This window comes from Bacteroidota bacterium, from assembly GCA_016699695.1.
In the GTDB taxonomy this organism is placed as follows: Bacteria; Bacteroidota; Bacteroidia; order Bacteroidales; family UBA10428; genus UBA10428.
Map to the genome: position 1 here is coordinate 2,551,748 of CP065006.1, position 24,016 is coordinate 2,575,763.

Consider the following 24,016-nt stretch of genomic DNA (forward strand, 5'->3'; position numbering starts at 1 on the left):
CCGTTAGTAGGACCTATCGGGGTGTTTTTTTATTCTTCGTGACGCGCTACTAACGGCATTCGGCGACCCAACCCAAAGGCTTTCGAAGAAACTCTTAGTATGGGGGGTGTTTGAAATCGTTTGTATTCGTTAAAATTGATTAAACGGATGGTTTTTTGCACTACTTCTTTTTCAAATCCAAGTTGAATAATTTCTTTTCCGGAAAGTCGAAGTTCGATGTAATGGAAAAGAATTCGATCGAGTACATCGTATTCAGGCAGTGAATCGGAATCTTTCTGGTCGGGACGGAGTTCGGCCGAAGGAGGTTTAAGAATGGTATTTACCGGAATTATTTCTTCTTTTCGGTTCATAAAATGTGCTAGTGCATAAACGTCAGTTTTATACACATCGCCTAATACGGAAATCCCTCCGTTCATATCGCCATAGAGGGTGCCATAACCCACTGCGGCCTCGCTTTTGTTGGAAGTATTCAGTAGAATGGATCCAAATTTATTCGAAAGAGCCATAAGCAAGGTGCCTCGAATGCGTGCCTGGAGGTTTTCTTCAGTAATATCAGCAGGCAATCCCCTGAATACAGGAGTTAGGAGACTCTCGTAACAATCGGTTAGGGGTTGTATCCCAAGCTGGGAGTATTGAATTCCAAGGTTTTTGGCCAAAGCAATTGCATCGCTTACCGAATGGTCCGATGAGTATTTCGAAGGCAACAACAAGGCGCTTACATTTTCTTTTCCTAGGGCTTTTGCAGCAATGACTAGAGTTACTGCTGAATCAATGCCGCCAGAGAGCCCTAATATGGCTTTCTTTAGCCCACTTTTTTTGAAATAGTCGCGTACTCCCAATACCAGCGCATTGTGTATTTTTTCTATTCGTTCGGCTATCGGAAAGTTTTCGGAACCTGATTGGTTTTCAAGAATATCTTCCAACTGGTAGCTGCGTAAGGATTCTTCAAAGAAAGGCATGCGGTCGTATATAGCTCCATTTTTGGTCAGTACCCTCGAGCCACCGTCGAATATTATTTCTGTCTGGGCTCCCACCTGGTTGACATAAAAGATTGGTAACTGATATTTCTTTGCATTGTTCATCAGAATCTCGCGTTTTACCTGATCGTGGTTATAGGCAAAAGGAGAAGCGGCTATGTTAATGATAAAATCGGGTTTTAATTCCATCAGCTTATCAAGGGGATTCAAGGAATAAAGCTTTTCTTTCCCAAAATCGGTAAGTATAGGCTGCTCATACCAGAGGTCTTCGCAAATAGTGAGGGCTATCTTTTTTCCCTGGTGGCGAATGATTTCAAAAGAATTATTGGGCTCAAAATATCGGTATTCATCAAATACATCATAGGTAGGCAGGAGCGTTTTTTTTATTGTTTGCTGCACCTTCCCCTGGTAACAATAGAGAGCAGCATTGAACAAATTCTTGCCATTTTGAGAGTGATTGACTACAGGCGCACCAATGATAATACCTATAGTCTGGCTCTCCTGTGCAATCAATTCTACTGCTTCCTCGGTTTTCTCGATAAAGTAGCGGTGTTCCAGCATATCGAGCGGGGGATATCCACATACCGATAGCTCACTGAAAACAACAAGGTCAGACTTTTCTTGCCTTGCCAATTGAACCGTCTGAAGGATTTTCTGGGTATTTCCTGTGAAATCACCAATAATATAGTTGATTTGTGCGAGGGTAATTTTCACTTTTTCGTATTCCTTAAGTTAAAAATTGATGCCTACCCGCAAGCCTAAACCCCGGGTGTTGGTTGGGGGATTATTTTTCAGGATGTCGATGAAGCCATTGTCATAGACGATGGTAAAAAACAGCGAGGTATCTTCGCCAAGGGCATAGTCAATACCTCCGCCAAAATAATAGCCCAGATTATAATTTGCCAGCGATTCGCGGATCGAATCGTCCTGAAAAGCATTGTCAGTCTCGTCGGTACCTTTGGCTTTGAGTAAAAATTGGTTTTGGAAACCTAACACCACATGAAAACGCATGTATCCTATTTCGTTACTCCTAAGTTTAAGCCCAAGCGGCAGGCTCAGGTAATGGAGCTGGTATTTTACCGATTTCCCGGCCATGGCATAAGTTGAATCGTATACCTGCAGAGTGCGCGATGAGGATCCATCGTACAAAAGGTATCCGCCCTGACTACCAATAGCCAAACCTGTTGAGAAAGCATAATTTTTGGCAAAATAGCGGTCAATTGCCAATCCACCCGATATTCTTAAAAGGTTGCCATTCGATTGCACATCTTTGGCCTCCGGTAGCAGCCAGGAAACTTGTGGGGCCAGATAAACGCCGAATTTTAGTTCCTGAGTATAGGCCTGGAAGCTTAATGAGATAAATATGAATGCAAAGGCTAATTGTTTCATGTTTCTTTTTTACCAAAAATACAGATGTTCCTTTGTTGTGCCAAACCAATGTCTCAATTCTTTCTAACAAGCAAATCAGGCATTGTTATCAAATATTTCCGTGCCGGATTGATTAAGAGTTTAGCTGCGTTTTTCGAAAAGGTGAATCAACTTTTTTGTTTCGAAAAAAGGATCGGTAAAATATTCTGAGAGATCGATTGCAACATACCTTTCTGCAAAAGACATCAATTCTTCCTCAAGGTTGCCACCTTTTAAGTAGAGAATGCCATTGGGAACCTCATGCTTCCAATCGGAAGAAATGTTTTTTCGCACCCAGCTATAAAAATCAGGCATATTGGTAACCGCCCGGCTCACAATGAAATCGAATTTTTGATTGACCTCTTCTGCCCGAATTACTTTAGCTGCGCAATTGTTTAGCCCAATTTTTTCGATAATGTCGTTGACAACCTTAATCTTTTTCGCTATGGAATCGATGAGCAGAAAATTGGATTGTGGGAACATGATGGCAAGGGGGATGCCCGGGAACCCACCACCTGTGCCCACATCCATAATTTTGCTTACCGGTAAGAATTGAATGTGTTTGGCTATTGCCAGACTATGCAATACATGCCGGACATACAATTGGTCGATGTCTTTTCGCGATACCAAGTTAATCTGGGCATTCCAAAAATGATACAAGTCGGAAAGTTGCGCAAATTGCTGTTTTTGATGTGCAGAAAGACCAGGAAAATAACGAAGAATCTCCTCCATTAAATGTGATGGGTTGTATTACGCAGGATATTGAAAAGTAGTTCGCGCGCCCTGAATAGTTGGGCTTTCACAGTTCCGATCGGCAACTCAAGTTCTTCTGATATTTCTTCGTAAGAGTATTCGTTGAAGTAGCGAAGCTCGATTAGTTTCCGATAGCGCGGTTTCAGGCGAGAAACTAGTGATCGCATAATTTTAAGCTTCTGCTCTTTGATCATCGTTTCTTCCGGATCTAACACGGAGGCCATAATATCAGGCGACGACTTTTCGTTGTCTTCGTCGGTAATATCCAGCGAAACAGTGTTGGCCTTCTTTTTTCGAATAAAATCGATGCAGTTGTTGGTGGCAATTTTAAATAGCCAGGTGCTGAAAGCAAAATTTGGGGTGTATTGTTCAAGGTTTTTAAACGCCTTGCCAAAAGCTTCGATGGTAAGGTCTTCGGCATCGCTGGCATTGTTTACCATTTTTAACAGCATAAAGTAGATGGCGTCTTTATACCTGTCGAGCAGCTCGGTATAAGCCTTCTGTTCGCCTTGTATGGCTCGCTGCACCAGCAAAAAATCACGCTGTGCCTTTTCGGAAAGGTTGTTTGCTACTTCCATGTTTGATGCCTGCGACGAATGGTTAATGCAAAGTAAGCCAAAAAATTAATAAGCAGCGAAGCTATGTCGAATATAATAAAGCTTAAGAAAATATTTCTCTCTCCAAACTTACGTTGTGCCTTCAGGTAAATTGTAATCTGCACAACCAATCGAAAACTGACCATGGCCAGTGTGGCAATAAAGAATGTGTCACTCAATAGGTTGAGAGGTAATAGTAAGTAGTACCAGGCACGGCTGACAGGTTCCATTCCAATGCGAAATAGATTCACAGGTTTGTAGGCTGAAGCAGTGGATAAATGCCTTATTTTTTGCTTGTAAAAGCCTGACCAACTTGTATTGGCTTTCGAAAGCGTAATGGCATCATGATCGATGACCACAGCAGTATTTGTGGAAGTGGAGGTTTCGCTGATAAAAAGATCATCATCTCCCGACAGAATTCCATAATGGTTGGCAAAACCCTTGTTCCTGAAAAATAACTCACGCATGTAAGCTAGATTTCGGCCTACACCCATATAGGGTTTTTTAATAAGAGCATACCCCAGATACATGAGTGCATTGCTCAGGGTATCGTATCGAATGTAGTTGTTGAGCAGCCCCTTTTGATATTCGTAACCTCCATAACCGAGTACAATTTCTTTGTCTTTACAACCTTTCTGTAAAGTGGTAAGCCAGTTGGGCGAAACCGGCCAACAGTCGGCATCGGTAAACACAACCCAATCGTATTGTGCTGCTTTAATACCTACAGTGATGGCCAACTTCTTTCCATGAGTGAATTTTGGGTCAACCATACTTGGCAGAGAAGTCGTTTTTAGGTGTTTATAGCGTGCCAGTAACTCACCAATTACCTCAGCTGTATCGTCGGTCGAGGCATCGTTTACCACTATTACCTCATATTTCGGGTGATTTTGTTCAAGAATAAATGGAAGGTTCTTCCTCAAATTATCGGCTTCGTTTTTTGCACAGATAACTACTGAAACCGGCAGATTCTCCGGATAGTTTGTATTTTTGTATAACAAAACCGGAAAGTAAATTCGCAGGTAATAATAAATCTGAATGGCAAAGAATAAAGCAAAAGCAACAAAAAGAACCAGTTCTATGCTGCTGAAATAGTGGTTGTAGTTAAACACAAATGTGGTTTTAATTCAATTCAAACAAAGGTATCCAGGGGGGATTTCATTTGCAAGCCCTAATGGGCATAATTATCCACAAGCTAAAGAAGTTGGATTACTAAATTGATGTAATTTCTAAACTGATGAATAAGATGCAATCATTTTTTTATTAAAATCATAGAGAATAAGAACGAAATCAAAGGAACAAATTTTTTAACCCTAACAATAAAAACCAAGCAAGTTTGGCAATATTACTTTGTATGGCTAATGTTTGGTTCCCAATGGTTTAATTCGCAATTGACCTTGTATTGCAATTCAAAGCTAGAGTAACTAGGATTCTTTATATAACAATCGATGCAGATGTATTTGAGAGAGTCGGTATCATTGGCTTTTACTGAATGCAAAGTTTGAGGCGGGATCCTCACTACTTCGCCTGGCGCTATAAGGTAAACAGTTTTATTTTCCCCAATGAACAACCAACCCTGACCTTCGAGTATATAAAATATCTGCTCAAGATCTTCGTGTTGATGGTGAATAACAGCTTTGCCAGGTTCGACCAGCACCTTATAAATTTCTGATTTTTTGGAATCGGCACGATCAACGATGAGTTCGTTAAAATGTGTAGGAAATTCGTATCGTGTTAAATGGTCTGTGTGAAAAACATATTGTTCGTTATTGTTTTCCACAACCCCTGGTGGCTCGTGAGGGTTTTCGGTGCAGCCATAAAATGTTCCAAGAATGGACAACACGAGTGAAGTGATTATTCTGCAATGTGTTTTCATCCTAATTGTTCGCTTCAGGATCAAATTATTTGCAATTCTTAACCAAAAATAATCGATTTTAACGCAAAATAGTGTTAAAAGAAGTTTTATTTGAAAATTTGTTTTGCGTGTCAACATATAATTATGGTCGTCTTCACTGCCCGTTTTTTTTCTGATTATGGCAGCTAGAGATGGGTTTTCTAAAAACTTCCTCATCCGGCATCAGAACATGCAGGCATCTTGTTTATATTTGTGCCCCGATAAGGGTCCAATAGAAACAGATATGCCAGCCTATGTTTTTTAAAATAGAATCGACCGATATTCGCTCCAGGGCCCGGGCCGGTGTGCTTTCAACCGGCCATGGAACTATTGAAACTCCCATTTTTATGCCGGTAGGTACTGGTGGTACTGTTAAGGGTGTTCATCAACGCGAACTGGATCAGGATATCAAGGCACAAATTATTCTGGGAAATACTTACCATTTGTATCTGCGCCCGGGCTTGGAGGTAATTCAAAAAGCCGGAGGCCTGCACAGGTTTATGAATTGGGAGAAGCCAATATTAACCGATAGTGGAGGTTACCAGGTTTTTTCTTTGGCCGATAACCGCAAATTAAAAGAAGACGGAGCCCATTTTCAGTCGCATATCGATGGGTCGCGGCATTTGTTTACCCCGGAAAATATTGTGGAAATTCAGCGTGCCATTGGCGCCGATATTGTAATGGCTTTCGACGAATGTACCCCTTATCCGTGTGAATACGCTGAGGCCCGCAAATCGATGGAACTTACCCATCGGTGGTTGGAAAGAGGGGTGGAACACTTCCTAAAAACAAGTCCGCTTTACGGATACGAACAGGTTTACTTTCCTATTGTACAGGGCAGTGTTTACTCCGATTTGCGAAAAATTTCCGCTGAAAAGATTGCCTCTTTCAATATGCCCGGAAATGCCATTGGTGGCTTGTCGGTAGGCGAACCCATCGAAGACATGTATGCCATGCTCGATGAGGTAACCCAAATTTTGCCTGCAGACAAACCACGCTACCTGATGGGCGTTGGAACTCCTGTCAACCTGCTCGAGGGCATTGCCATGGGAGTGGATATGTTCGATTGTGTGATGCCTACCCGTAATGGCCGTAATGGGATGCTTTTTACCAGTGAGGGAATAATCAATATCAAAAATAAAAAATGGGAAGCCGACCTTAGTCTACTCGATAGCCAGGGCGAATGTTTTGTCGATCAGGTTTATTCCAAAGCCTACCTGCGGCATCTAATCGTGTCGAAAGAGATTTTAGGTGCCCAGATAGCCAGCATTCATAATTTAAGTTTTTATCTTAGCCTCATGAAACAAGCAAGGGAAAAAATTATCGATGGGTCCTTTGCCAGCTGGAAAGCTCAAATGGTGAGTAAACTTTCTCAACGACTTTAAGTATGAACTGGCAATTTCTGAATCGTTTACCGGGGTTTCAGGTACTTGATTTATACATCATCAAGAAATTTTTGGGTACTTTCTTTTTTGCAATTACCCTGTTGATGTTCATTACCATTATTTTCGACCTTTCGGAAAAACTCGATGAATTTATGGAGCACAGCGCTCCAGTGAAAGCCATCGTTTTCGATTACTTCCTTAATTTTATACCTTATTTCGCAGCCCTTATTGCCCCGCTGTTTACTTTTATTTCGGTAATCTTTTTCACTTCAAAACTTGCCTACAATACAGAATTTATTGCCATTCTAAGCAGTGGTGTGAGTTTTGGACGTATTCTGGTGCCCTATTTTATTGCTGCCTTTGTAATAGTTGTGCTGAATATTTACATTAACAACCATGTAATTCCGCATTCGAATGAGGAACGCTTTGCATTTGAAGATAAATACTACCATGGTTCGGTGGCTGGTTTTGCCGATCGCAATGTGCATAAGCAAATTGAACCCGGAATATTCGTATTTCTCGAAAGTTATAGCACTGTGAACGATTATGGCCGGAAATTTTCCATCGAGCATTTCGAAGAGGGAGAGCTGAAATCGAAACTCATTGCACAGGATATTCGTTGGGATTCGGTGAAGAATAAGTGGATACTGCGTAACTATATGATTCGTGATTATATCGATGGCAAGCAGATAATTACCACCGGCACAAGTATCGATACTACCCTCAATATGACCACGGCCGAGTTTAAGCGAAGGCAAAATTCCATTGAAGCTATGGATAAAAGAGAACTTAATGATTTTATCGATAACCAGGTATTGCAGGGTGCCACACAAATTTCGGCTTTGTACATCGAGAAATACCGTCGCTTTGCCGATCCCTTTTCAACATTTATACTTACTCTTATTGGCGTGTCAGTTTCATCGCGAAAGGTAAGGGGAGGCATTGGCATGCATATCGCACTTGGTTTGCTTATGAGCGTTTCGTACCTTGTATTCCAGAAATTCAGTTCTCAATTTGCTATAAGTGGAATGTTTCCACCCCTTGTGGCTGTATGGATTCCCAATGTCTTGTTTAGCGGATTGGCCCTGTTTCTTTACCGCTCGGCACCGAAATAAACACTAGCTTTCAATCTATTTGAAATTGGGGGCTGGATGATTGCAAATAAAAATAATGAATGTTCGTTATCGTGCCAGGAAATTAAATATTGGTTTGTATTAATCATAATATCAAGCATTTGTTCCTTTTTTACCAACTCTCACATTATGCTTCGCGCGTGGCTCATCCCCTTTAGGGGAAAGAGGGGTGAGCGTGGGCAAAATTTATAATAAGGATGTAACCGGTATAATAGAGGCTATTCATTTAAAAATATTTCCATTTCATCAATCATTTCACTAACGTTGTACTCCGAATTTTGACCCTAACAAAGATTAACTATTTAATAATTGAAAAATTATGCCACTGAAACAAAAAATCCAGGAGCTTAAGGAAAAGCGGGAGCAAGTGAAGATGGGCGGAGGCGAAAAAGCCATCGAGAAGCAATTGTCGATGGGTAAGCTTACTGCCCGTGAGCGTATCCTGGCTTTGCTCGACAAAGAGTCTTTTCACGAATACGATTTGTTCGTTGAGCACGAAGCCCGCGACTTCAACATGGAAAAACAAATTTTGCATGGCGATGGTGTGGTAGTAGGAACCGGCACCATTAATGAGGAACCCATTGGAATTTTCGCACAGGACTTTACCGTTGCCGGGGGTTCTTTAGGTTTGATGCATGCCCGCAAGATTACCAAAATTATGGATCATGCCCTAAAAATGCGTATGCCACTGATTGGAATTAACGATTCGGGTGGAGCACGTATTCAGGAGGGAGTGAATTCCCTGGCCGGATATGGCGAAATCTTTTTCCGCAATACACTGGCCTCCGGAGTAATCCCTCAAATTAGTGTTATTCTCGGACCATGCGCCGGTGGTGCTGTTTATTCTCCGGCCCTTACCGACTTTGTATTCGTGGTCGATAAAATATCGAAAATGTTTATTACAGGTCCGGAGGTAATAAAAACTGTACTCGGAGAAGAGATTTCGATGGAAGACCTTGGCGGTGCCCGTGTGCACAGCGAAATTACCGGCAATGCCCATTTTTTTGCCAATAGCGAGCAGGAATGTTTCGATCAAATTTCGAAACTTCTTTCATTTATCCCTTGGAACAACAACCTGAAAGCACCTGTGAAGGCTGCTAAGCCGCCCAAAAAGGAGTTCAATATCGAAAAAATTGTGCCAGGTAATGCCAAATTACCCTACGATATCCGTAATGTAGTGCGGGCATTGGTCGACGATTCCGACTTTCTCGAGGTACAGGAATTATGGGCCCGCAACATGGTAATTGGATTCGGAAGGGTGAACGGCGAAACATGCGGCTTTGTTTGTAACCAGCCACTTGTTCTGGCCGGTGTGCTCGATGTCGATTCCTCCGATAAAGCCGCTCGCTTTATTCGCTATTGCGATGCGTTTAATATACCCATCATTACGCTGGTCGACCTTCCGGGTTATCTCCCAGGTATCGACCAGGAACATGCCGGTGTAATCCGCCATGGCGCAAAAATTCTTTATGCCTACAGCGAAGCTACGGTTGCGAAAATCACGGTAATTATCCGTAAAGCCTATGGAGGGGGTTACATTGCCATGGGCTCTCGTCACCTGCGCAGCGATTTTGTGTTTGCATGGCCCGGTGCCGAAATTGCGGTGATGGGCCCCGAAGGAGCCGCAAATATTATTTTCCGGAAAGAAATTATGGGAGCCGACGATCCTGAAGAAATGCGCAAGCAAAAAGTAAAGGAATACAAGGAGAAGTTCGCCAATCCCTATGTGGCAGCAGCAAAAGGTTATGTGGATACTGTAATAGAGCCATCCGAGACACGCAAGTTGCTTATACATGCCATCGAGGTATCGAAAAACAAATCGGTTAGTGTTCCAAATAAAAAGCATGGTGTTCCACCCTTTTAATCGATGCAACTATGATAAAAAAATCAGAATTAAAGGATGAAATGGTGACAGAAAAGGAAGTAACACCAATAAACTCTGCAAGCGAAGAGGAATACAAAACAATAGTAGTACACAGTGCAGTATATAAAACACTGCTTACTAAAAAGTATCTCAATCGCAAGCCCTGGCAAAAGGTAAACGAAAAGCACGAGCTGTCGTTTATACCAGGCACTATCTTGAAACTCTTTGTGAAGGAAGGGGAAAAAGTTAAAAGGAATCAACCTCTGCTCATGCTCGAAGCCATGAAAATGGAAAATACCATCTTTGCCCTACACGATTGTAAAATTGCGAAGATTCATGTGAAAGTGGGCGACAGAATTCCCAAAGGCTTTCTGATGATGGAATATGAATAGGTAGGATATTACTCTCTGTAAGATACCGCATCTGAATTTCAGGTGCGGTTTTTTTATTCAATAATGGGGCAGGAAAAGCAAAACATACCAGCAAAGTTCTTCTCAATCTCCACAGGAACAGGGTTTTCAAAGAATCCATAAACGGTCGATCCACTGCCAGACATGGAAGCATACACTGCCCCATGGTTGTAGAGTTGATTTTTAACTTCGTTTATAAGCGGATACTTTTGAAATATACTTTTCTCAAAATCGTTTTTTATCATGTTTTTCCATTTCGAGATTGGCTGTTTTAAAAGATTGTGCAGGCTTACTTCCGGTACTTTTGGTTCGATTCCCGCATAGGCTTCGGCGGTGCCAATATGGATTGACGGATTGATTAGAACCAACATATACTTTGAAAGCGAAAGGGGATATTCTTCTAATATTTCTCCTCTCCCGGTGGCCATGGAAGTTGTATTCCCTATAAAAAAGGCGCAATCGCTCCCCAGTTGAGCTGCCAGACCAGTTAATTGCTTATTGCTTAGGTTTAACTTGAATAGAGAGGAAAATGCTTTAAGTGCGAAAGCTGCATCAGCCGATCCGCCGCCTAATCCGGCTCCAATGGGTATTTGCTTATGCAGGTGCATATTTACCGGTGGTATTTGGTAATGCTGATGCATAATTCTCCAGGCTTTCAGGCAAATGTTATCGTCTTCGCTTCCCGGAATTAACATGCCAGAACTGCAAAAGGTCGGGTCTTTATCCGATTCAACTATTTCGAGTATGTCGTATAATGCAATGGGTGCAAAGCACGATTCGATCTGATGAAATCCATCGGTTCTTTTTCTGGTGATGTGTAGCCCGATATTGATCTTTGCATTCGGATAGACTACCATGAGGCTGATTTTGCTCAAAAGTAAAAAGATTTCGATGAAAATGTGCATGCTTTTTCATGCACTTAGGGTGGTTCGTTTATATTTGTATACCAAACAACAGACTATGATAAGTGCTGAAATGGCCCGTATTGCTTCGCTGATAGTACACAAAACAGGAAGTCCCGCCTCTGGCGAGGAGGTTGTACTCTCGAGACAACCTGTTAAAGCTGATCCGGTTGTGAGCCAGTTGTTATTGAAATATTTTTTCTCGCCTTTTCAGAACGAAGAGTACTACCAGTTTTTTCATCCTTCCGGTTTGGACATACATCAGATGTATCAGCATGTGCGTGCGATTTTTTCTGATCCCGAATGCTTGTATGAAAAATCGGTCTACATTGCCCAACATCTTTTTCATAGTTCCAATCATCCTAAAATAAAAAGCGGCGAACTCTATCTGGCTTATATGCACAACTGCATTATCGATGGAGAAAGTACCGATGCGATTGGAATTTTTAAATCAGAATCAAAAGAAACATACCTCAAAATTCATCCTAAAGCCGGAGGTTTTGAATTGAATAGCGAAGAAGGTATTAACCTGAAGAAGCTCGACAAAGGATGTATTGTTTTTAATGTCGAAAAGGAAGATGGCTACTTGCTGGTGCAAGTCGACAACCTCAGTAAACAGGCCGAAGCACGCTATTGGGTAGATGATTTTCTGGGGATAAGCCAAAGGCAGAACAACTACTATCAGACCCATAACACACTCGAATTGTGCAAAGATTTTGTCGACGGCCAGCTTTCGAAGGATTTTGAAGTGTCTATGCTCGATAAATCAGAAATTCTGGCCAGGTCGGCACGGTATTTTAAAGAAAAAGATACTTTCAATCTCAGCGATTTTACACAAGAGGTGTTGCAGCAACCCGAAGTGGTTGAAGCTTTCGAAAATTACAAGAGCGATTTCGAAGTAAAAAATGACCTGCAATTAGAAGAAGAATTTGATATCTCCGGCAGTGCGGTGAAGAAACAGGCCCGGTTTTTTAAAAGTGTGATTAAGCTCGATAAGAATTTTCATGTGTATGTGCACGGCAACCGCGAACGTATCGAGCGAGGTTACGATAGCACCAGGGATCTTCATTTTTACAGGCTTTATTTCGAACAGGAAAGTTAGCCCCTGGTCTGTGATGCAAAGAGGGAATCATTCTTAAAAAAAATCTTTTCAACATTTTTTGAACAACCAGCCTTTTTGGGTGTGTATAACAATATTTGGCATATTTGGCAAATTAAGCCTGTACTATAGTACATTTGGAATCCGGAGTAAAGAGAAACTATGCACTTTTAATGCATTGATAAACAATGCCGTAGGTCTTTAAGTCTGATAACCCAATAACCAGCGTTTAATTATAACACCATGGCACAAAAACGTCCAAATCTGATGGTTGCAAGCTCACCTCTTTCGCTCGAACTGGGCAAATTGCCACCTCAGTCAGTAGAGTTTGAGGAGGCTATTCTCGGTGGGTTAATGCTGGAAAAGGATGCCGTAATTGAAGTAATAGATATTTTAAAACCTGCCAGCTTTTACAGAGAAGAGCATGTGAAAATATTTCAGGCTGTTATCGATTTATTTTCGAATAACAGGGCCATCGACTTGCTTACAGTTACCGATCAGCTGCGCAAGAATAAAACCCTCGAAGAAGTGGGAGGCCCTGCCTATCTCACGCAACTTACCCGCAACATAGCTTCGGCAGCACACATCGAGTTTCATGCCCGAATAGTGCAACAGAAATTTATTCAGCGCGAACTTATAAGGGTTTCTACTGAAATACAAAACAGATCATTCGACGAGAGCGTGGATGTAAACGATTTGCTCGATTATAGCGAAGGTGAGTTGTTTAATGTAGCACAAGGCAATATCAAAAAAGAAGCCTCGAAGTTGAATGTGCTGGTAAAGGAAGCCATTGGCCGGATCGAGAATGCTTCGAAACAGGAAGGTGGTCTGGTAGGAGTGCCTTCGGGCTATACGGCACTCGACCGCATTACCAATGGCTGGCAACCTGCTAACCTCATTATTCTTGCTGCCCGCCCTGCCATGGGTAAAACTGCTTTTGTGCTCAGCATGGCGCGTAACATGGCAGTCGACCATAAAAAGTCGGTGGCGGTGTTCAGCCTCGAAATGTCATCGATAGAATTGGTAAACCGGCTTATTTCTTCTGAAGCCGAGTTGCAATCGACAAAAATACGTACGGGTCAGTTAAGCGATGACGAATGGCAAAAGCTCGAATACCGTGCCCGCCGTTTGGAAGAAGCGAATATTTTTATCGACGATACTCCTGCTATCTCAATATTTGAATTACGCGCCAAATGTCGTCGCTTGAAACGCCAGCATAATATCGATATTGTAATAATCGATTACCTGCAGCTAATGACTGGCCCGCCTGATATGAGAGGCAATCGCGAGCAGGAGGTAAGCAGCATTTCACGTGCGCTCAAAAGTATTGCCAAAGAGCTCGATATTCCCATTATTTGTTTGTCGCAGCTTAACCGTTCGGTGGAATCGAGACCTGATAAACGGCCTCAACTGTCTGATTTGCGCGAATCGGGAGCCATTGAACAGGATGCCGACATTGTATCCTTTATCCATCGTCCTGAATATTACGGTTTTACTGAAGATGAAAATCAAATGTCGCTTAGAGGTATTGCTGAAATTATTCTGGCCAAGCACCGTGCTGGTTCTGTGGGCGATATCAGACTTAGGTTTGTGGCCGAATTCACCAAATTCACCGAACTTGAAGATCCCTTTATTACTGCTTTAGGCGACCAGGGTAGCCCGGAGCCAATGGTGCAAACATTCCGGTCGAAGATGAACGAACCAAAACCTGATTTAAACCATACTCTTTCCACACCCGGCAACGATGACCTGATTCAGAATACCTCATTTGCTGATGAGGTTCCCTTCTAATTCAGAAGAAAAGAATTTTATTGTTCGATGAAGTAATCGGGGGTTATTTCGGTGTTGCTGCGGTGTAGGGCACGGTCGCGTATGTAAAATTGCAACCTGAAAGTATCGAGTAAATAGCGTGTGTTAGAAATCTGGATATTCGATTTTATGATTCCCTTTACTGTTTTATTTTGTCCAACCCGATCGAGTTTGGGATCATAGGTAATGCCTTGTTGCAAGACCAGAGTATCTATCCGGTTTTCGATGGTATTAAAAAAAGTCTTAGGCACATATATTCCCTCGATTTTATCATACACTTCGATGATAAAGTTAAAGCGGAGACTGTCAGGAAGGTTGGGATTATTGAGGTCTTCGAGGTAAACACCAAAATCGGCATCGCCATCGATAAACTCAAATTCAAGCCTGGCAAAACTTACTTCGTTTTGCAGGGAATCGAACCCATTTTCAACGGCAAAGCTTTTGTATGTTATTGCCGGTACCAGCGAAACAGGTTCAAACTCCACGCAAGCACTCATGGAGAGAATCAGCATAGCCAGTATGGAAAATTTGCTATTCACTTTTACCTGCTTCATAGGATCAATTCGCTGAAAAGGTAAACTTACTTCTTCCTTATAAAAATGCGAATGGGAACGCCCGAAAAATTAAACTTCTCGCGCAATTTATTTTCGAGGTAGCGCATATAGGGTTCTTTTACATATTGGGGCAGGTTGCAAAAAAATGCAAATGCCGGCGTGTAAATGGGTAACTGCGAAACATATTTAATCTTTACCAATTTGCCTTTTACTGCTGGTGGTGGATTCTGGTCAATTACATCGAGCATGTAATTGTTTAATACAGAGGTTGCAATTCGCTGGGTGCGGTTGTTATATACTTCAACTGCTGTTTCAAGCACTTTTATTACACGTTGTTTGGTAATGGCCGAGGTAAAAATGATGGGTATATCGGTAAATGGGGCCATTTTGTTATGCAATTGCTGGGTATATTCCTTTACCGAATGGGTGTCTTTCTCCAACAAATCCCATTTGTTTACCAGCAGCACAATGCCTTTGTTGTTTTTCTTTACCAGTTCCAGAATATTCAAATCCTGCGATTCCATGCCCTGGGTGGCATCGATCATCAGCAAACATACATCCGATGCCTCAATGGCACGAATGGAGCGCATGACCGAATAAAATTCGATGTCCTCGTGTACTTTTCCTTTTTTACGTATCCCTGCAGTATCGACCAGGTAGAAATGATGCTGAAACTTATCGTAACGGGTAAATATCGAGTCGCGGGTAGTACCGGAAATGGGTGTAACAATGTGGCGCTCCTCGCCAAAAAGGGCATTGAGCAACGACGATTTCCCTACGTTAGGCCTTCCAATAATGGCATATTTTGGTAATTCCTCCGGGGGCTCTTCGCTTTGTTTGGTGAAGGTTTTCAGCAAGGCATCGAGCAAATCGCCTGTACCGCTACCGTTAATGGACGATACACAATAGATTTCTTTCAGGCCAAGGCCATAAAATTCCTGTGCGAGGTAATGTCGGTCGGTATTGTCCACCTTATTGACAACCAGTAATACAGGTTTTTTTATTTTCCGAAGAATGTCAATTACCTCTGTGTCGAGGTCTGTGATACCGGTTACAACATCCACCATAAACAAGATGCTGTCGGCTTCGTCAATGGCAAGCATCACCTGCTTGCGTATTTCTTCTTCGAATATATCGTCCGAATTGGTTACATATCCTCCTGTATCGATCACTGAAAATTCCTGCCCGTTCCAGGTTACCTTGCCGTAATGCCTGTCGCGGGTAACCCCGGACATCTCATCCACAATGGCATCACGTGATTCTGTAAGCCTGTTGAACAGTGTCGATTTTCCAACATTGGGCCTTCCTACTATAGCTACTATGTTTCCCACTTAAATTATTTTGATGCAAAGGTATAAAACTTACGCAAAGCATCAGGCAGCTTTTGCATTTTGCTGAAAATGAGATGAACCACACGGGTGTTAAGACTACTGTATTTTGGTATTTAAAACTCGTAATCGATGCAGCTGCGTTGCTTTTTTACTGGCTTCGAAAACTCTACCACTGCCAGATGCTCAGGATGATTGGAATAAGTTTTTAAATCGTCGATGGAGTTAAAGCTGCTGTCGAGAAGCAAATCGCAGTTTGTTTCGGGAGCAAGCTTGCTGTTTACATGCACCGAGATGGATTTTATTTGCGGAATTTTTACTTTCAGGGCCAGAAGTCTGGATGAAAAATCCTGAATGAAGCTGTGTTTTTCAAACTCCGTATAACTTTCGTCAAGTTTCCACATTACCAGGTGTCGTATCATTGCAATGGGTATTTAGAATTAATGAATGTTCGTTATCGTGCTGGGAAATTAAATATTAGTTTGTATTAATTATAATATCAAGCATTTGTTCCTTTTATACCAACTCTCACATTATGCTTAGCGCGTGGCTCATCCCCTTTAGGGGAAAGAGGGGTGAGCGTGGGCAAAATTTAAAATAAGGATGTAACTGGCATAATAGAAACTATTAATTTTAGAATTATGTTTTAACTTTCGTAACCAAATTCGCGAAGCACTTTTTTATCATCGCGCCAGTCTTTTTTCACTTTTACATGCATTTCGAGGAATACCTTTTTTTCGAAAAAGCCTTCGATATCTTTTCGTGCTTCGGTGCCCACTTTCTTAAGCATATTTCCCTTGTGGCCGATAATGATTCCTTTTTGCGAATCGCGGGCTACAAAGATGGTGGTGCTAATGCGGATAATCTCTTCTTCCTCTTTAAATGATTCTACCAATACTTCAACGGAATAGGGAATCTCCTTTTGGTAGTTCAGAAGAATTTTTTCGCGTATGATTTCCTCAACAAAAAAGCGTTCTTTCTTGTCGGTGAGAGAATCTTTGGGGTAATAGGCAGGGGCAAAGGGTAATATTGCAAGTACACGGTCGAAGAGAGGGCCCAAATTAAATTTCTCAAGGGCAGATATCGGATATATTTCTGCTTTTGGCAAGATACCTCTCCATTCTTCTACCAGCTTTTCCAGCATATCCTGGTTGCTAAGGTCAATTTTGTTGATTAACAGTAAAACCGGGATGGAAGTATTGGCCAGTTTTTGAATGTATTTTCCTTCCGGATCAATTTTTTCTGTCACATCGGTAACATACAAAATGATATCAGCATCGGCAAAGGCAGTATGGACAAATTTGAGCATGGATTCCTGCATTTTGTATTTTGGATCCAGAATGCCTGGCGTATCGGAATATACAATCTGAAAATCGTCGCCGTTGACTATGCCCATGATTCGGTGTCGGGTCGTTTGCGCCTTGGAAGTAATAATCGAAAGGCGTTCGCCTACCAGGGCATTCATCAGCGTTGATTTGCCTACGTTGGGGTTGCCTATGATATTGACAAAGCCCGATTTGTGTTTTTCTTCCATCATGGATTTTCCTTGCTGCAACAATATTTCTACGAAGATATTCAACCCACCTCAAATTATGATGGACTTTCGCAGGAAAGTGGTATTTTTTGTGTCTAAAGGGAGTTCATGCATTAATTTCACTCTTCCAAAAATCCATTAATGGACGACCGTTTGCTTGTAGAAAATATTTTAAATGGCGATAAAACCGCGTTAGAATCATTGTTTAACGACCATCGCCACAAGGTTTACCGTATTTGTCTTGGCTATGTGCAGGACAGGGCCGATGCCGAGGATCTTACCCAGGAGGTTTTTATTAAAGTAATGCAGAACATTGGTCAGTTTAAAGGGCAATCGAAATTGTCGTCGTGGATTTGTCGTATTGCCATTAACCTTTCTTTAAATTTTCTTCGCGATCATAAGAAAAGACTTTTTCAAACCGACTTGTCCGAAGCTGATAGCCTGATTTCGGAAGAACAGGAGATTTCGAGGTTACAAATTAACAAGTCGCTCCGTAAGGCTATACAGAAACTTCCAGAACGCCAGAAAATGGTGTTTATTCTGAGTCAATCACTTGACATGAGTTATGCCGAAATTGCCGAAACAGCAGGTATCTCAATATCTTCAGTGGAATCTTTGCTTTTCAGGGCCAGGAAGAATTTGCGGCAGATTCTGATCCAACAGACCGACGAATACCTTTCTTAGCGCAAGTATTAATCTTAACCGGTGTCTTATATCAAGAAAACTCACTATGAATTGCAACGATTTTAAAATATGGCTTCAAACAGCCTCTGATCAGACAATACTGAACCCAGGTAAGGAGTTTGTGCCCCATTTGGACAATTGCCGGCAATGTGCTTCCAGATTACTTTTTGTGCAGCAAATGGTAAAACAACTAAACCTTCAACGGAGCGAAGAATTGTCGGAACATAAAAGCAAGCTTATTGTGGACCAATTGCTGAATTATCCTGCAATGCCAACTGAGAATTTAAGGTGGTTGGCGGTTTCAAGACGCATTGCTGCCATTCTGGTTATAGCACTTGGATTGCTTGCCGGGCTGGTAGCCACACAGTTGTTGTTAAGAGGCAGCAATGCAGAAAATGATCCCTGGAACAATGAATTTACACTCTTGTCGGAGAATACTGAATATACCATGTTTGACTAAAAATTACATAGAATGAAAGCACTTTGGCTACGTTACCTGATTTTATTTTTACTGGCAGTGAATATCGCCCTGATGGCTACTCTGCTAATCCGAAACATCCGAAATCAGCCTGAAAGGAAGGTTATTAGGAAAGAAGTGATTAAAAGAATGCACCCTGGCGGGCCTGAAGATTTTGAGGCCCATTTGCAAAAAGAACTTGGCTTAAACGAAGAGCAAAGCCAAAAAATCAGGCAAATGAGCCAGGAGTTTCATCAGGATAAAAAATCTGACAGGGAGCGAATGCATAATCTACGACGGCAGTATTTCGATGAATTGGCACAAGCCAATCCCGACACAGCCAAACTAGCTAATTTGTCGAACCAGATTGGAGAAATGGAGTCGGCCAGAATACGCAATGAGTACATCCATTACCGAAACATACGCTCGGTTTGCAGCGATGAGCAGGCTAAGAAACTCGACAGCCTTGGACGCATGCACATGCAGCATCGTTATAAGCATACTTTTTCCGAAAGCGCAGGCAATCAAAAAAATAATAGATAAGAAGTTTAATTATTAAAATAGAATAATATGAAGAAAGTTTTTTTGAAAAATCGTTTACCACTGGTTCTTATGGTGCTTGCTATCACCGGATCCCTCGCATTCTCGCAACCAGCGAAACAAAGTGATCAGGATCCACAAAAAGTACCAGCCTGCCAGAAGATGATTCCCAATCTAACCTCTGATCAGGAAGCTGCCATCGAACAATTAAGGACAAAGCATCTAAAAGCCATGAATGAACTGAATGCGAAGATTCATCTTCTCCGGGCTGAATTAGAGACTCTGGAAATTGCTGAAAAACCTGACCAGAATGCCATTGAAACAAAAATCGATGCGCTTTATAAAGAGAAGGCTTTACAGGCCAAGGAAATGAGTAGGCATCAACAGGCTGTGCGCCAGTTGTTAACCGAGGAGCAAAGGGTTTATTTTGATTCCCAAAAGAGATGTAACAAGGAACAAGGGCCGATGGGTCCACGGGGCTGTCAGAAGTATCACAATCAATAAGAAAAAAACCGGGTGGTGAGCCCGGTTTTTTTTTGAAAATTTTTATTCTTGCAAGCAAGGGTTGGTGATTTTTTAAAGGATCAATCTTCTTCCAACTCCCTGTTTTGTATATAGGTGCGCCATTTGTTGATTACAGTTTTCATGTCGGAAGGCAATTCAGAGGTGAAGGACATCTCTTTTCCCGTTTTAGGGTGAATGAAAGCCAGTGTTTTAGCGTGTAGTGCATGCCGTGGCAATTCTTTAAAGCAGTTGTTTACAAACTGCTTGTACTTGGTAAAGGTAGTGCCTTTGAGTATCTGGTCGCCACCATAGCGTTCGTCGTTAAATATCGGATGTCCGATGTATTCCATGTGCACTCTTATTTGGTGGGTGCGACCGGTTTCCAGTCGGCATTCGATGTGGCTGATGTAGCCTAATTGTTCGATTACTGAGTAGTGCGTAATAGCAGGTTTTCCAACACTTCCGTCGGCGAACACATACATTTTCATGCGGTCTTTCAGGCTGCGACCAATATGGCCCTCAATGGTTCCTTCTGTTTCATTGAAACTACCCCAAACAAGTGCCTCGTAACGTCTTTTGGTGGTGCGATCGAAGAACTGCTTGGCCAGGTGATTAAGAGCAAATTCTGTTTTTGCCACTACAAGTATTCCTGAAGTGTTTTTGTCGATTCGGTGCACCAGTCCGGGGCGTATTTCTCCCTTCTGAAACAAGGGTGCATCTTTCATGTGATAGAGCAATGCGTTTACCAGCGTACCTTCGTAATTGCCATGTCCGGGGTGAACTACCATGCCAGCTTCTTTATCTACCACAATTAATTCATCGTCTTCGTAAACAATGTTTACCGGAATATCCTGTGGAATCAGTAGAAATTCGAAAGGTGGATGGGGTAACACCACCGAAATAATATCGCCTGGTTTAATTTTGTAGTTGGCTTTAACAGGAATCTGGTTTACTAAAATATTGCCAGCTTGTGAAGCATTTTGAATTTTCGTGCGAGATACCCCTTCAAGTCTGTTAAACAAGTATTTGTCTATTCGCAACAGGCTCTGGCCTTTGTCCACTGCAATGCGATGATGCTCGTATAAATCGGAGCCTTCGTTCAGTTCGTCCTGATCGATAATTTCGTTATTCAACTAAGGTGTTTTTATAATTTTGAAGCTACGTTGCTGGGCACTGGAAATATGGAAAAGTTGCAAAAAGTAAATTCCCTCTTCCATCTCCTGAAAATCAATTGTATTACTGACCAACCTTCCCTGGTTAACCATACGGCCCGTAATATCGCATAAGTTAAAACGAAATTGTGCCCAGTCACCTGAGGGGATTTCTATTGTAAGGCTTGTATTTACCGGATTAGGATATACGCTTACATTCATCAAAACATCTTCCTTAAGGTTGCGGGCAGAAGAACTGTATTCCTCATGGTCGAATATGGGGCGAATCATCAGCGATCCTTCGGGAATATTCACAAGATCATTGAGCGAATTCCAGGTGTTGTCGGAATAGTAACGGATGTTTGATTTTGAATTCTGGCTCACATCATAACCGATATTTATAAACTCGTCGGTAAATTGTATGATGCCCACATAAAAAATGTTCGGAACGAGCACATCTTCGTCAAAATCGATTCGCATAAACCCATTGATTGAATCGGAAGGGTTGTTAAATCCTTTGGTAGTGTCGGGTGTATAGAGTTCAAGTTCGCTTGAAGCATAGAGCAATTGGTTGGGGTTTCCTTCACTTTCGTTCCATACCCTGGCCTGAAACTCAAGACTGGCATTGTATAATTCTGCCGCCTTGTTAAAGTAAATATACATACCTGTAAGCGTGTCGGGCAGGTTTTTAGGGTGGTATATTTCAAACCTCACAGCAGTGCTGGTTTCGTAAGCATCTGCACCAGTAATTCCATAGCCATATTCAGCGGTGCCATCGTCGTAGGCATAATAATTCATATACATTTCTTCCCGTTTGATGGTGTCGTTCCATAAATATTGCTCGCGGGTAGGAGTTTGTATATAGGAAATCAACTGAAAGCGACCCCAATTTTGATCCGGATAGCGATCGGTTTTAAAATTCACTTTAAAATCGTCGGTTTTACAATCATAAGCCCCTGGCAATAGCGTGCTTTGTATACCACCTCCACGTCCTTTTATTTCGAGGGTGTCGTTGTTGCGAACATCGATGTACACATGTGTTCGCGCCACACTGAGGCTGTCGTTTGGATTATTAAAATGATTACGGTAACAAACAGTATTCGATCCTCTAATTTCGGTGGAAGCAAACAACAGATGTGAGTAAGGGATAGAAGTGTAGGTTTTGAAGACAGGTTCGGGCATTTCGTAAATGGCTACGTCATTGAGTTGTTTAAGCTCATTCGGGTTGTTTGCATTTCTTACCTGAATATAGTCGATGTGCCAGTTATCGGCATTGCTCAGCGCACCATCTTTGCCCTGCACGTCGCTGGCCGACAGAGATGTGTAATTGATAAACCGGAACTGGAAATTGCTGTCGCTGACAATACTATCGGCCACAGGCAGTATTATTTGGGTAAAACTGCGGCTTTTAAACCCGGTTGTATCCCAAACCTGAACCCATTTCTCTTTACTTCTCTGATAAAACTGCACCAATAGAGAGTCCTCTTCTTCGGGGTAGTCGGCTTTACCACCTCCCTGTATAAAAAATGATAGGTATAGATTATCCTTGACAACTGAATCCATGCGCATAGAAGTAAGGGTATCGGATGGATTGGGTCCACCTATTGGTTCATATACTTTTCCGAAGGAATCGAAACAATCGAGTGTGATAACCCCATAGCTTATGGCAGAATCGGCATAGGAATAACTAATTGTTGCATGAGAGTCGAGCCAGTTTGTCGATGTAGGATAAAGCGAAGTGCTGTATTGTGAGAAATCATCGAAAAAAAAATGGCCATCGGGTTTGGGTATTTCCAGGCTTTTCGACGATTTGAAAGCGGATGAACGCAAACCAGGGCCCATTTCGGAGCGAGATGGAATACCCCGTATCTCCTGTCCGTAAATCAGCAGCGATTGACTAATTAATATCAGAAATAACAAGCTAATTCTCTGCTTCATTCTCCTCGTTCAGTTCGTTCCAAATTAAATCTTCTTCCTTGTCTCCAGCTATTTTGGCAGAGTCGAGGGTTACATAGAGCGAAATGGTAGAGCCCAGAGGGCGAAGAATTTCGGGGTGGCTTTCGGGTATCTGTTTATAGATAAATGGCTTTCGATCGGGGCTAGCTTCTGCAACTGAATTGTCTTCGATGATAGCTCCAATGTAAAAAGTGGCATCGTTGGCTTCAATTTTTGCCTGGTCTACACTCATTCCAATTAGGTTGGGGACCATCCGACGCACATCAGCGAGTCCTTTGCCAAGTACCAGGTCAACAGCCGAACCTTTTAAAATTGAATCGCCAGATTCAATTATCTTTCCCTTGGCTTGCTGCTCCAGTACAATATTTTCTGAAATGTCGTAACGGTAAAACAATTTACCCACATTCAATCCATAGCCCTCAAGCTTTACTCTTGCTTCGCGCAGAGTTATTCCTACCAGGTTTGGCATCAATATTTCTCCGGGGCTGCTTGAGCTGATGGTAAAAAAGATCTTGCGATTTTTCTTAACCAGAAAGTCTGGGGCAGGATGTTGGTCGATAACAAGTCCAAAGCCTTTTCCTGCCACAAATTGCGAGTCGAAGATTTCATAACGCAATTTTTTCTTTTCTATTAATGATATGGCATCTTCCAGGGGCATATCGCTAAAATCGGGTACGGCACTTGCCCTGCCATGATGGGTGTAGATCCGTAAATAAATCATGGTAAGCAGAATAAGCAATATCAGTCCGGCCAAGGCATACGAGGTGTTACGCCAAAAAATCCGGGTAAAGTAAAAGTGTGTTGGTTTTTCCACAAACTTGGAGTTATATTTTTTTCAAAACAAAAATAATCAAATCCGTTTAACTGTTGCCAGAAGTTGGCACTACTTCGGCTTACTTGTCTGCAAGGATTCCTCCCGACAGTATTTTGCTAATTGCATTAAGGTACAATATGGCGATATAATTAACGCAAAATACAAGAATTAATTATAATGGCGGACCATTACTTTCTTCTTTATGGATTTGCTGGGGTAAACAAAAAAAGGAAGGCTATTGCCTTCCTTTCTTTCGTAAGAAAAATAT

At 42.0% G+C, this 24,016-nt stretch carries 24 protein-coding genes; 10 read left to right on the forward strand and 14 right to left on the reverse strand.

The window, feature by feature from the left end; all coding sequences use genetic code 11:
* Positions 1-29: 29 nt before the first annotated feature.
* From IPM71_10760 to IPM71_10785, 6 genes are all read right to left on the reverse strand, one after another.
* The gene (locus tag IPM71_10760; protein ID QQS50076.1) at positions 30-1,691 is read right to left on the reverse strand and encodes an NAD+ synthase; all 1,662 of its coding nucleotides are present in this window, start codon (positions 1,689-1,691) and stop codon (positions 30-32) included.
* An 18-nt stretch (positions 1,692-1,709) separates the two neighbouring features.
* A complete protein-coding gene (locus IPM71_10765) occupies positions 1,710-2,366 on the reverse strand; it encodes a PorT family protein (GenBank protein QQS50077.1) in 657 nt (218 codons plus the stop codon).
* Positions 2,367-2,486: 120 nt separating this feature from the next.
* On the reverse strand, positions 2,487-3,116 hold the full coding sequence (gene rsmG / locus IPM71_10770; GenBank protein ID QQS50078.1) for a 16S rRNA (guanine(527)-N(7))-methyltransferase RsmG: 630 nt from the start codon (positions 3,114-3,116) through the stop codon (positions 2,487-2,489).
* Positions 3,116-3,715 carry a sigma-70 family RNA polymerase sigma factor gene (locus IPM71_10775; GenBank protein QQS50079.1) on the reverse strand — a complete coding sequence of 200 codons (600 nt, stop codon included), beginning with the start codon at positions 3,713-3,715 and terminating at the stop codon, positions 3,116-3,118. Before IPM71_10775 ends, rsmG begins: the two co-directional genes overlap by 1 nt.
* Positions 3,706-4,842, reverse strand: a complete 1,137-nt coding sequence (locus IPM71_10780; protein ID QQS50080.1) for a glycosyltransferase — start codon at positions 4,840-4,842, stop codon at positions 3,706-3,708. Before IPM71_10780 ends, IPM71_10775 begins: the two co-directional genes overlap by 10 nt.
* 233 nt (positions 4,843-5,075) lie before the next feature.
* Complete coding sequence (locus IPM71_10785) at positions 5,076-5,606, reverse strand: cupin domain-containing protein (GenBank protein QQS50081.1); 531 nt, start codon at positions 5,604-5,606, stop codon at positions 5,076-5,078.
* 272 nt (positions 5,607-5,878) lie between these two features.
* On the opposite strand from IPM71_10785, the gene tgt reads away from it, so the two are divergent.
* From tgt to IPM71_10805, 4 genes are all read left to right on the forward strand, one after another.
* Complete coding sequence (gene tgt / locus IPM71_10790; GenBank protein QQS50082.1) at positions 5,879-7,009, forward strand: tRNA guanosine(34) transglycosylase Tgt; 1,131 nt, start codon at positions 5,879-5,881, stop codon at positions 7,007-7,009.
* Positions 7,010-7,011: 2 nt separating this feature from the next.
* Positions 7,012-8,124, forward strand: coding sequence for an LptF/LptG family permease (locus tag IPM71_10795; GenBank protein QQS50083.1), 1,113 nt, complete (start codon positions 7,012-7,014; stop codon positions 8,122-8,124).
* A gap of 337 nt (positions 8,125-8,461) precedes the next feature.
* On the forward strand, positions 8,462-10,006 hold the full coding sequence (locus tag IPM71_10800; protein ID QQS50084.1) for an acyl-CoA carboxylase subunit beta: 1,545 nt from the start codon (positions 8,462-8,464) through the stop codon (positions 10,004-10,006).
* Positions 10,007-10,047: 41 nt separating this feature from the next.
* On the forward strand, positions 10,048-10,398 hold the full coding sequence (locus IPM71_10805; protein ID QQS52820.1) for an acetyl-CoA carboxylase biotin carboxyl carrier protein subunit: 351 nt from the start codon (positions 10,048-10,050) through the stop codon (positions 10,396-10,398).
* Positions 10,399-10,451: 53 nt separating this feature from the next.
* Here the strand turns inward: IPM71_10805 and IPM71_10810 are convergent, their stop codons facing one another.
* Positions 10,452-11,273 carry a 4-(cytidine 5'-diphospho)-2-C-methyl-D-erythritol kinase gene (locus IPM71_10810; GenBank protein ID QQS52821.1) on the reverse strand — a complete coding sequence of 274 codons (822 nt, stop codon included), beginning with the start codon at positions 11,271-11,273 and terminating at the stop codon, positions 10,452-10,454.
* A gap of 103 nt (positions 11,274-11,376) precedes the next feature.
* Between IPM71_10810 and IPM71_10815 the strand changes: the two genes are divergently transcribed.
* Both IPM71_10815 and dnaB read left to right on the forward strand, forming a co-directional pair.
* Complete coding sequence (locus tag IPM71_10815) at positions 11,377-12,420, forward strand: nucleoid-associated protein (GenBank protein QQS50085.1); 1,044 nt, start codon at positions 11,377-11,379, stop codon at positions 12,418-12,420.
* Positions 12,421-12,660: 240 nt separating this feature from the next.
* A complete protein-coding gene (gene dnaB, locus IPM71_10820) occupies positions 12,661-14,208 on the forward strand; it encodes a replicative DNA helicase (protein ID QQS50086.1) in 1,548 nt (515 codons plus the stop codon).
* 17 nt (positions 14,209-14,225) lie between these two features.
* On the opposite strand, the gene IPM71_10825 is transcribed toward dnaB, so the two are convergent.
* From IPM71_10825 to era, 4 genes are all read right to left on the reverse strand, one after another.
* Positions 14,226-14,765, reverse strand: coding sequence for a hypothetical protein (locus tag IPM71_10825; protein ID QQS50087.1), 540 nt, complete (start codon positions 14,763-14,765; stop codon positions 14,226-14,228).
* A gap of 41 nt (positions 14,766-14,806) precedes the next feature.
* Entirely contained in the window at positions 14,807-16,111 is a 1,305-nt protein-coding gene (der, locus tag IPM71_10830; protein ID QQS50088.1) for a ribosome biogenesis GTPase Der, read from the reverse strand.
* Positions 16,112-16,224: 113 nt separating this feature from the next.
* Complete coding sequence (locus IPM71_10835) at positions 16,225-16,530, reverse strand: Dabb family protein (protein QQS50089.1); 306 nt, start codon at positions 16,528-16,530, stop codon at positions 16,225-16,227.
* Positions 16,531-16,754: 224 nt separating this feature from the next.
* Positions 16,755-17,642: a GTPase Era gene (gene era, locus IPM71_10840; GenBank protein ID QQS52822.1), complete on the reverse strand. Its 888-nt coding sequence runs from the start codon at positions 17,640-17,642 to the stop codon at positions 16,755-16,757.
* A gap of 141 nt (positions 17,643-17,783) precedes the next feature.
* On the opposite strand from era, the gene IPM71_10845 reads away from it, so the two are divergent.
* Genes IPM71_10845 through IPM71_10860 form a run of 4 tightly spaced genes read left to right on the forward strand, consistent with a single transcriptional unit; the run spans position 17,784 to position 19,827 of the window.
* Complete coding sequence (locus IPM71_10845) at positions 17,784-18,326, forward strand: RNA polymerase sigma factor (GenBank protein QQS50090.1); 543 nt, start codon at positions 17,784-17,786, stop codon at positions 18,324-18,326.
* 46 nt (positions 18,327-18,372) lie between these two features.
* Positions 18,373-18,786 carry a hypothetical protein gene (locus tag IPM71_10850; protein QQS50091.1) on the forward strand — a complete coding sequence of 138 codons (414 nt, stop codon included), beginning with the start codon at positions 18,373-18,375 and terminating at the stop codon, positions 18,784-18,786.
* A 12-nt stretch (positions 18,787-18,798) separates the two neighbouring features.
* Positions 18,799-19,326 carry a periplasmic heavy metal sensor gene (locus tag IPM71_10855; protein ID QQS50092.1) on the forward strand — a complete coding sequence of 176 codons (528 nt, stop codon included), beginning with the start codon at positions 18,799-18,801 and terminating at the stop codon, positions 19,324-19,326.
* A gap of 27 nt (positions 19,327-19,353) precedes the next feature.
* Positions 19,354-19,827 (forward strand): periplasmic heavy metal sensor, encoded by a 474-nt coding sequence (locus IPM71_10860; GenBank protein ID QQS50093.1) that lies wholly within the window; start codon positions 19,354-19,356, stop codon positions 19,825-19,827.
* 80 nt (positions 19,828-19,907) lie between these two features.
* On the opposite strand, the gene IPM71_10865 is transcribed toward IPM71_10860, so the two are convergent.
* From IPM71_10865 to IPM71_10875, 3 genes are read right to left on the reverse strand one after another with little or no spacing between them, the layout of a single operon-like run.
* A complete protein-coding gene (locus tag IPM71_10865) occupies positions 19,908-20,960 on the reverse strand; it encodes an RluA family pseudouridine synthase (GenBank protein ID QQS50094.1) in 1,053 nt (350 codons plus the stop codon).
* Complete coding sequence (locus IPM71_10870) at positions 20,961-22,916, reverse strand: T9SS type A sorting domain-containing protein (protein ID QQS50095.1); 1,956 nt, start codon at positions 22,914-22,916, stop codon at positions 20,961-20,963. It lies immediately after the preceding gene.
* Positions 22,900-23,748, reverse strand: coding sequence for a PASTA domain-containing protein (locus tag IPM71_10875; GenBank protein ID QQS50096.1), 849 nt, complete (start codon positions 23,746-23,748; stop codon positions 22,900-22,902). Before IPM71_10875 ends, IPM71_10870 begins: the two co-directional genes overlap by 17 nt.
* Positions 23,749-24,016: the final 268 nt, after the last annotated feature.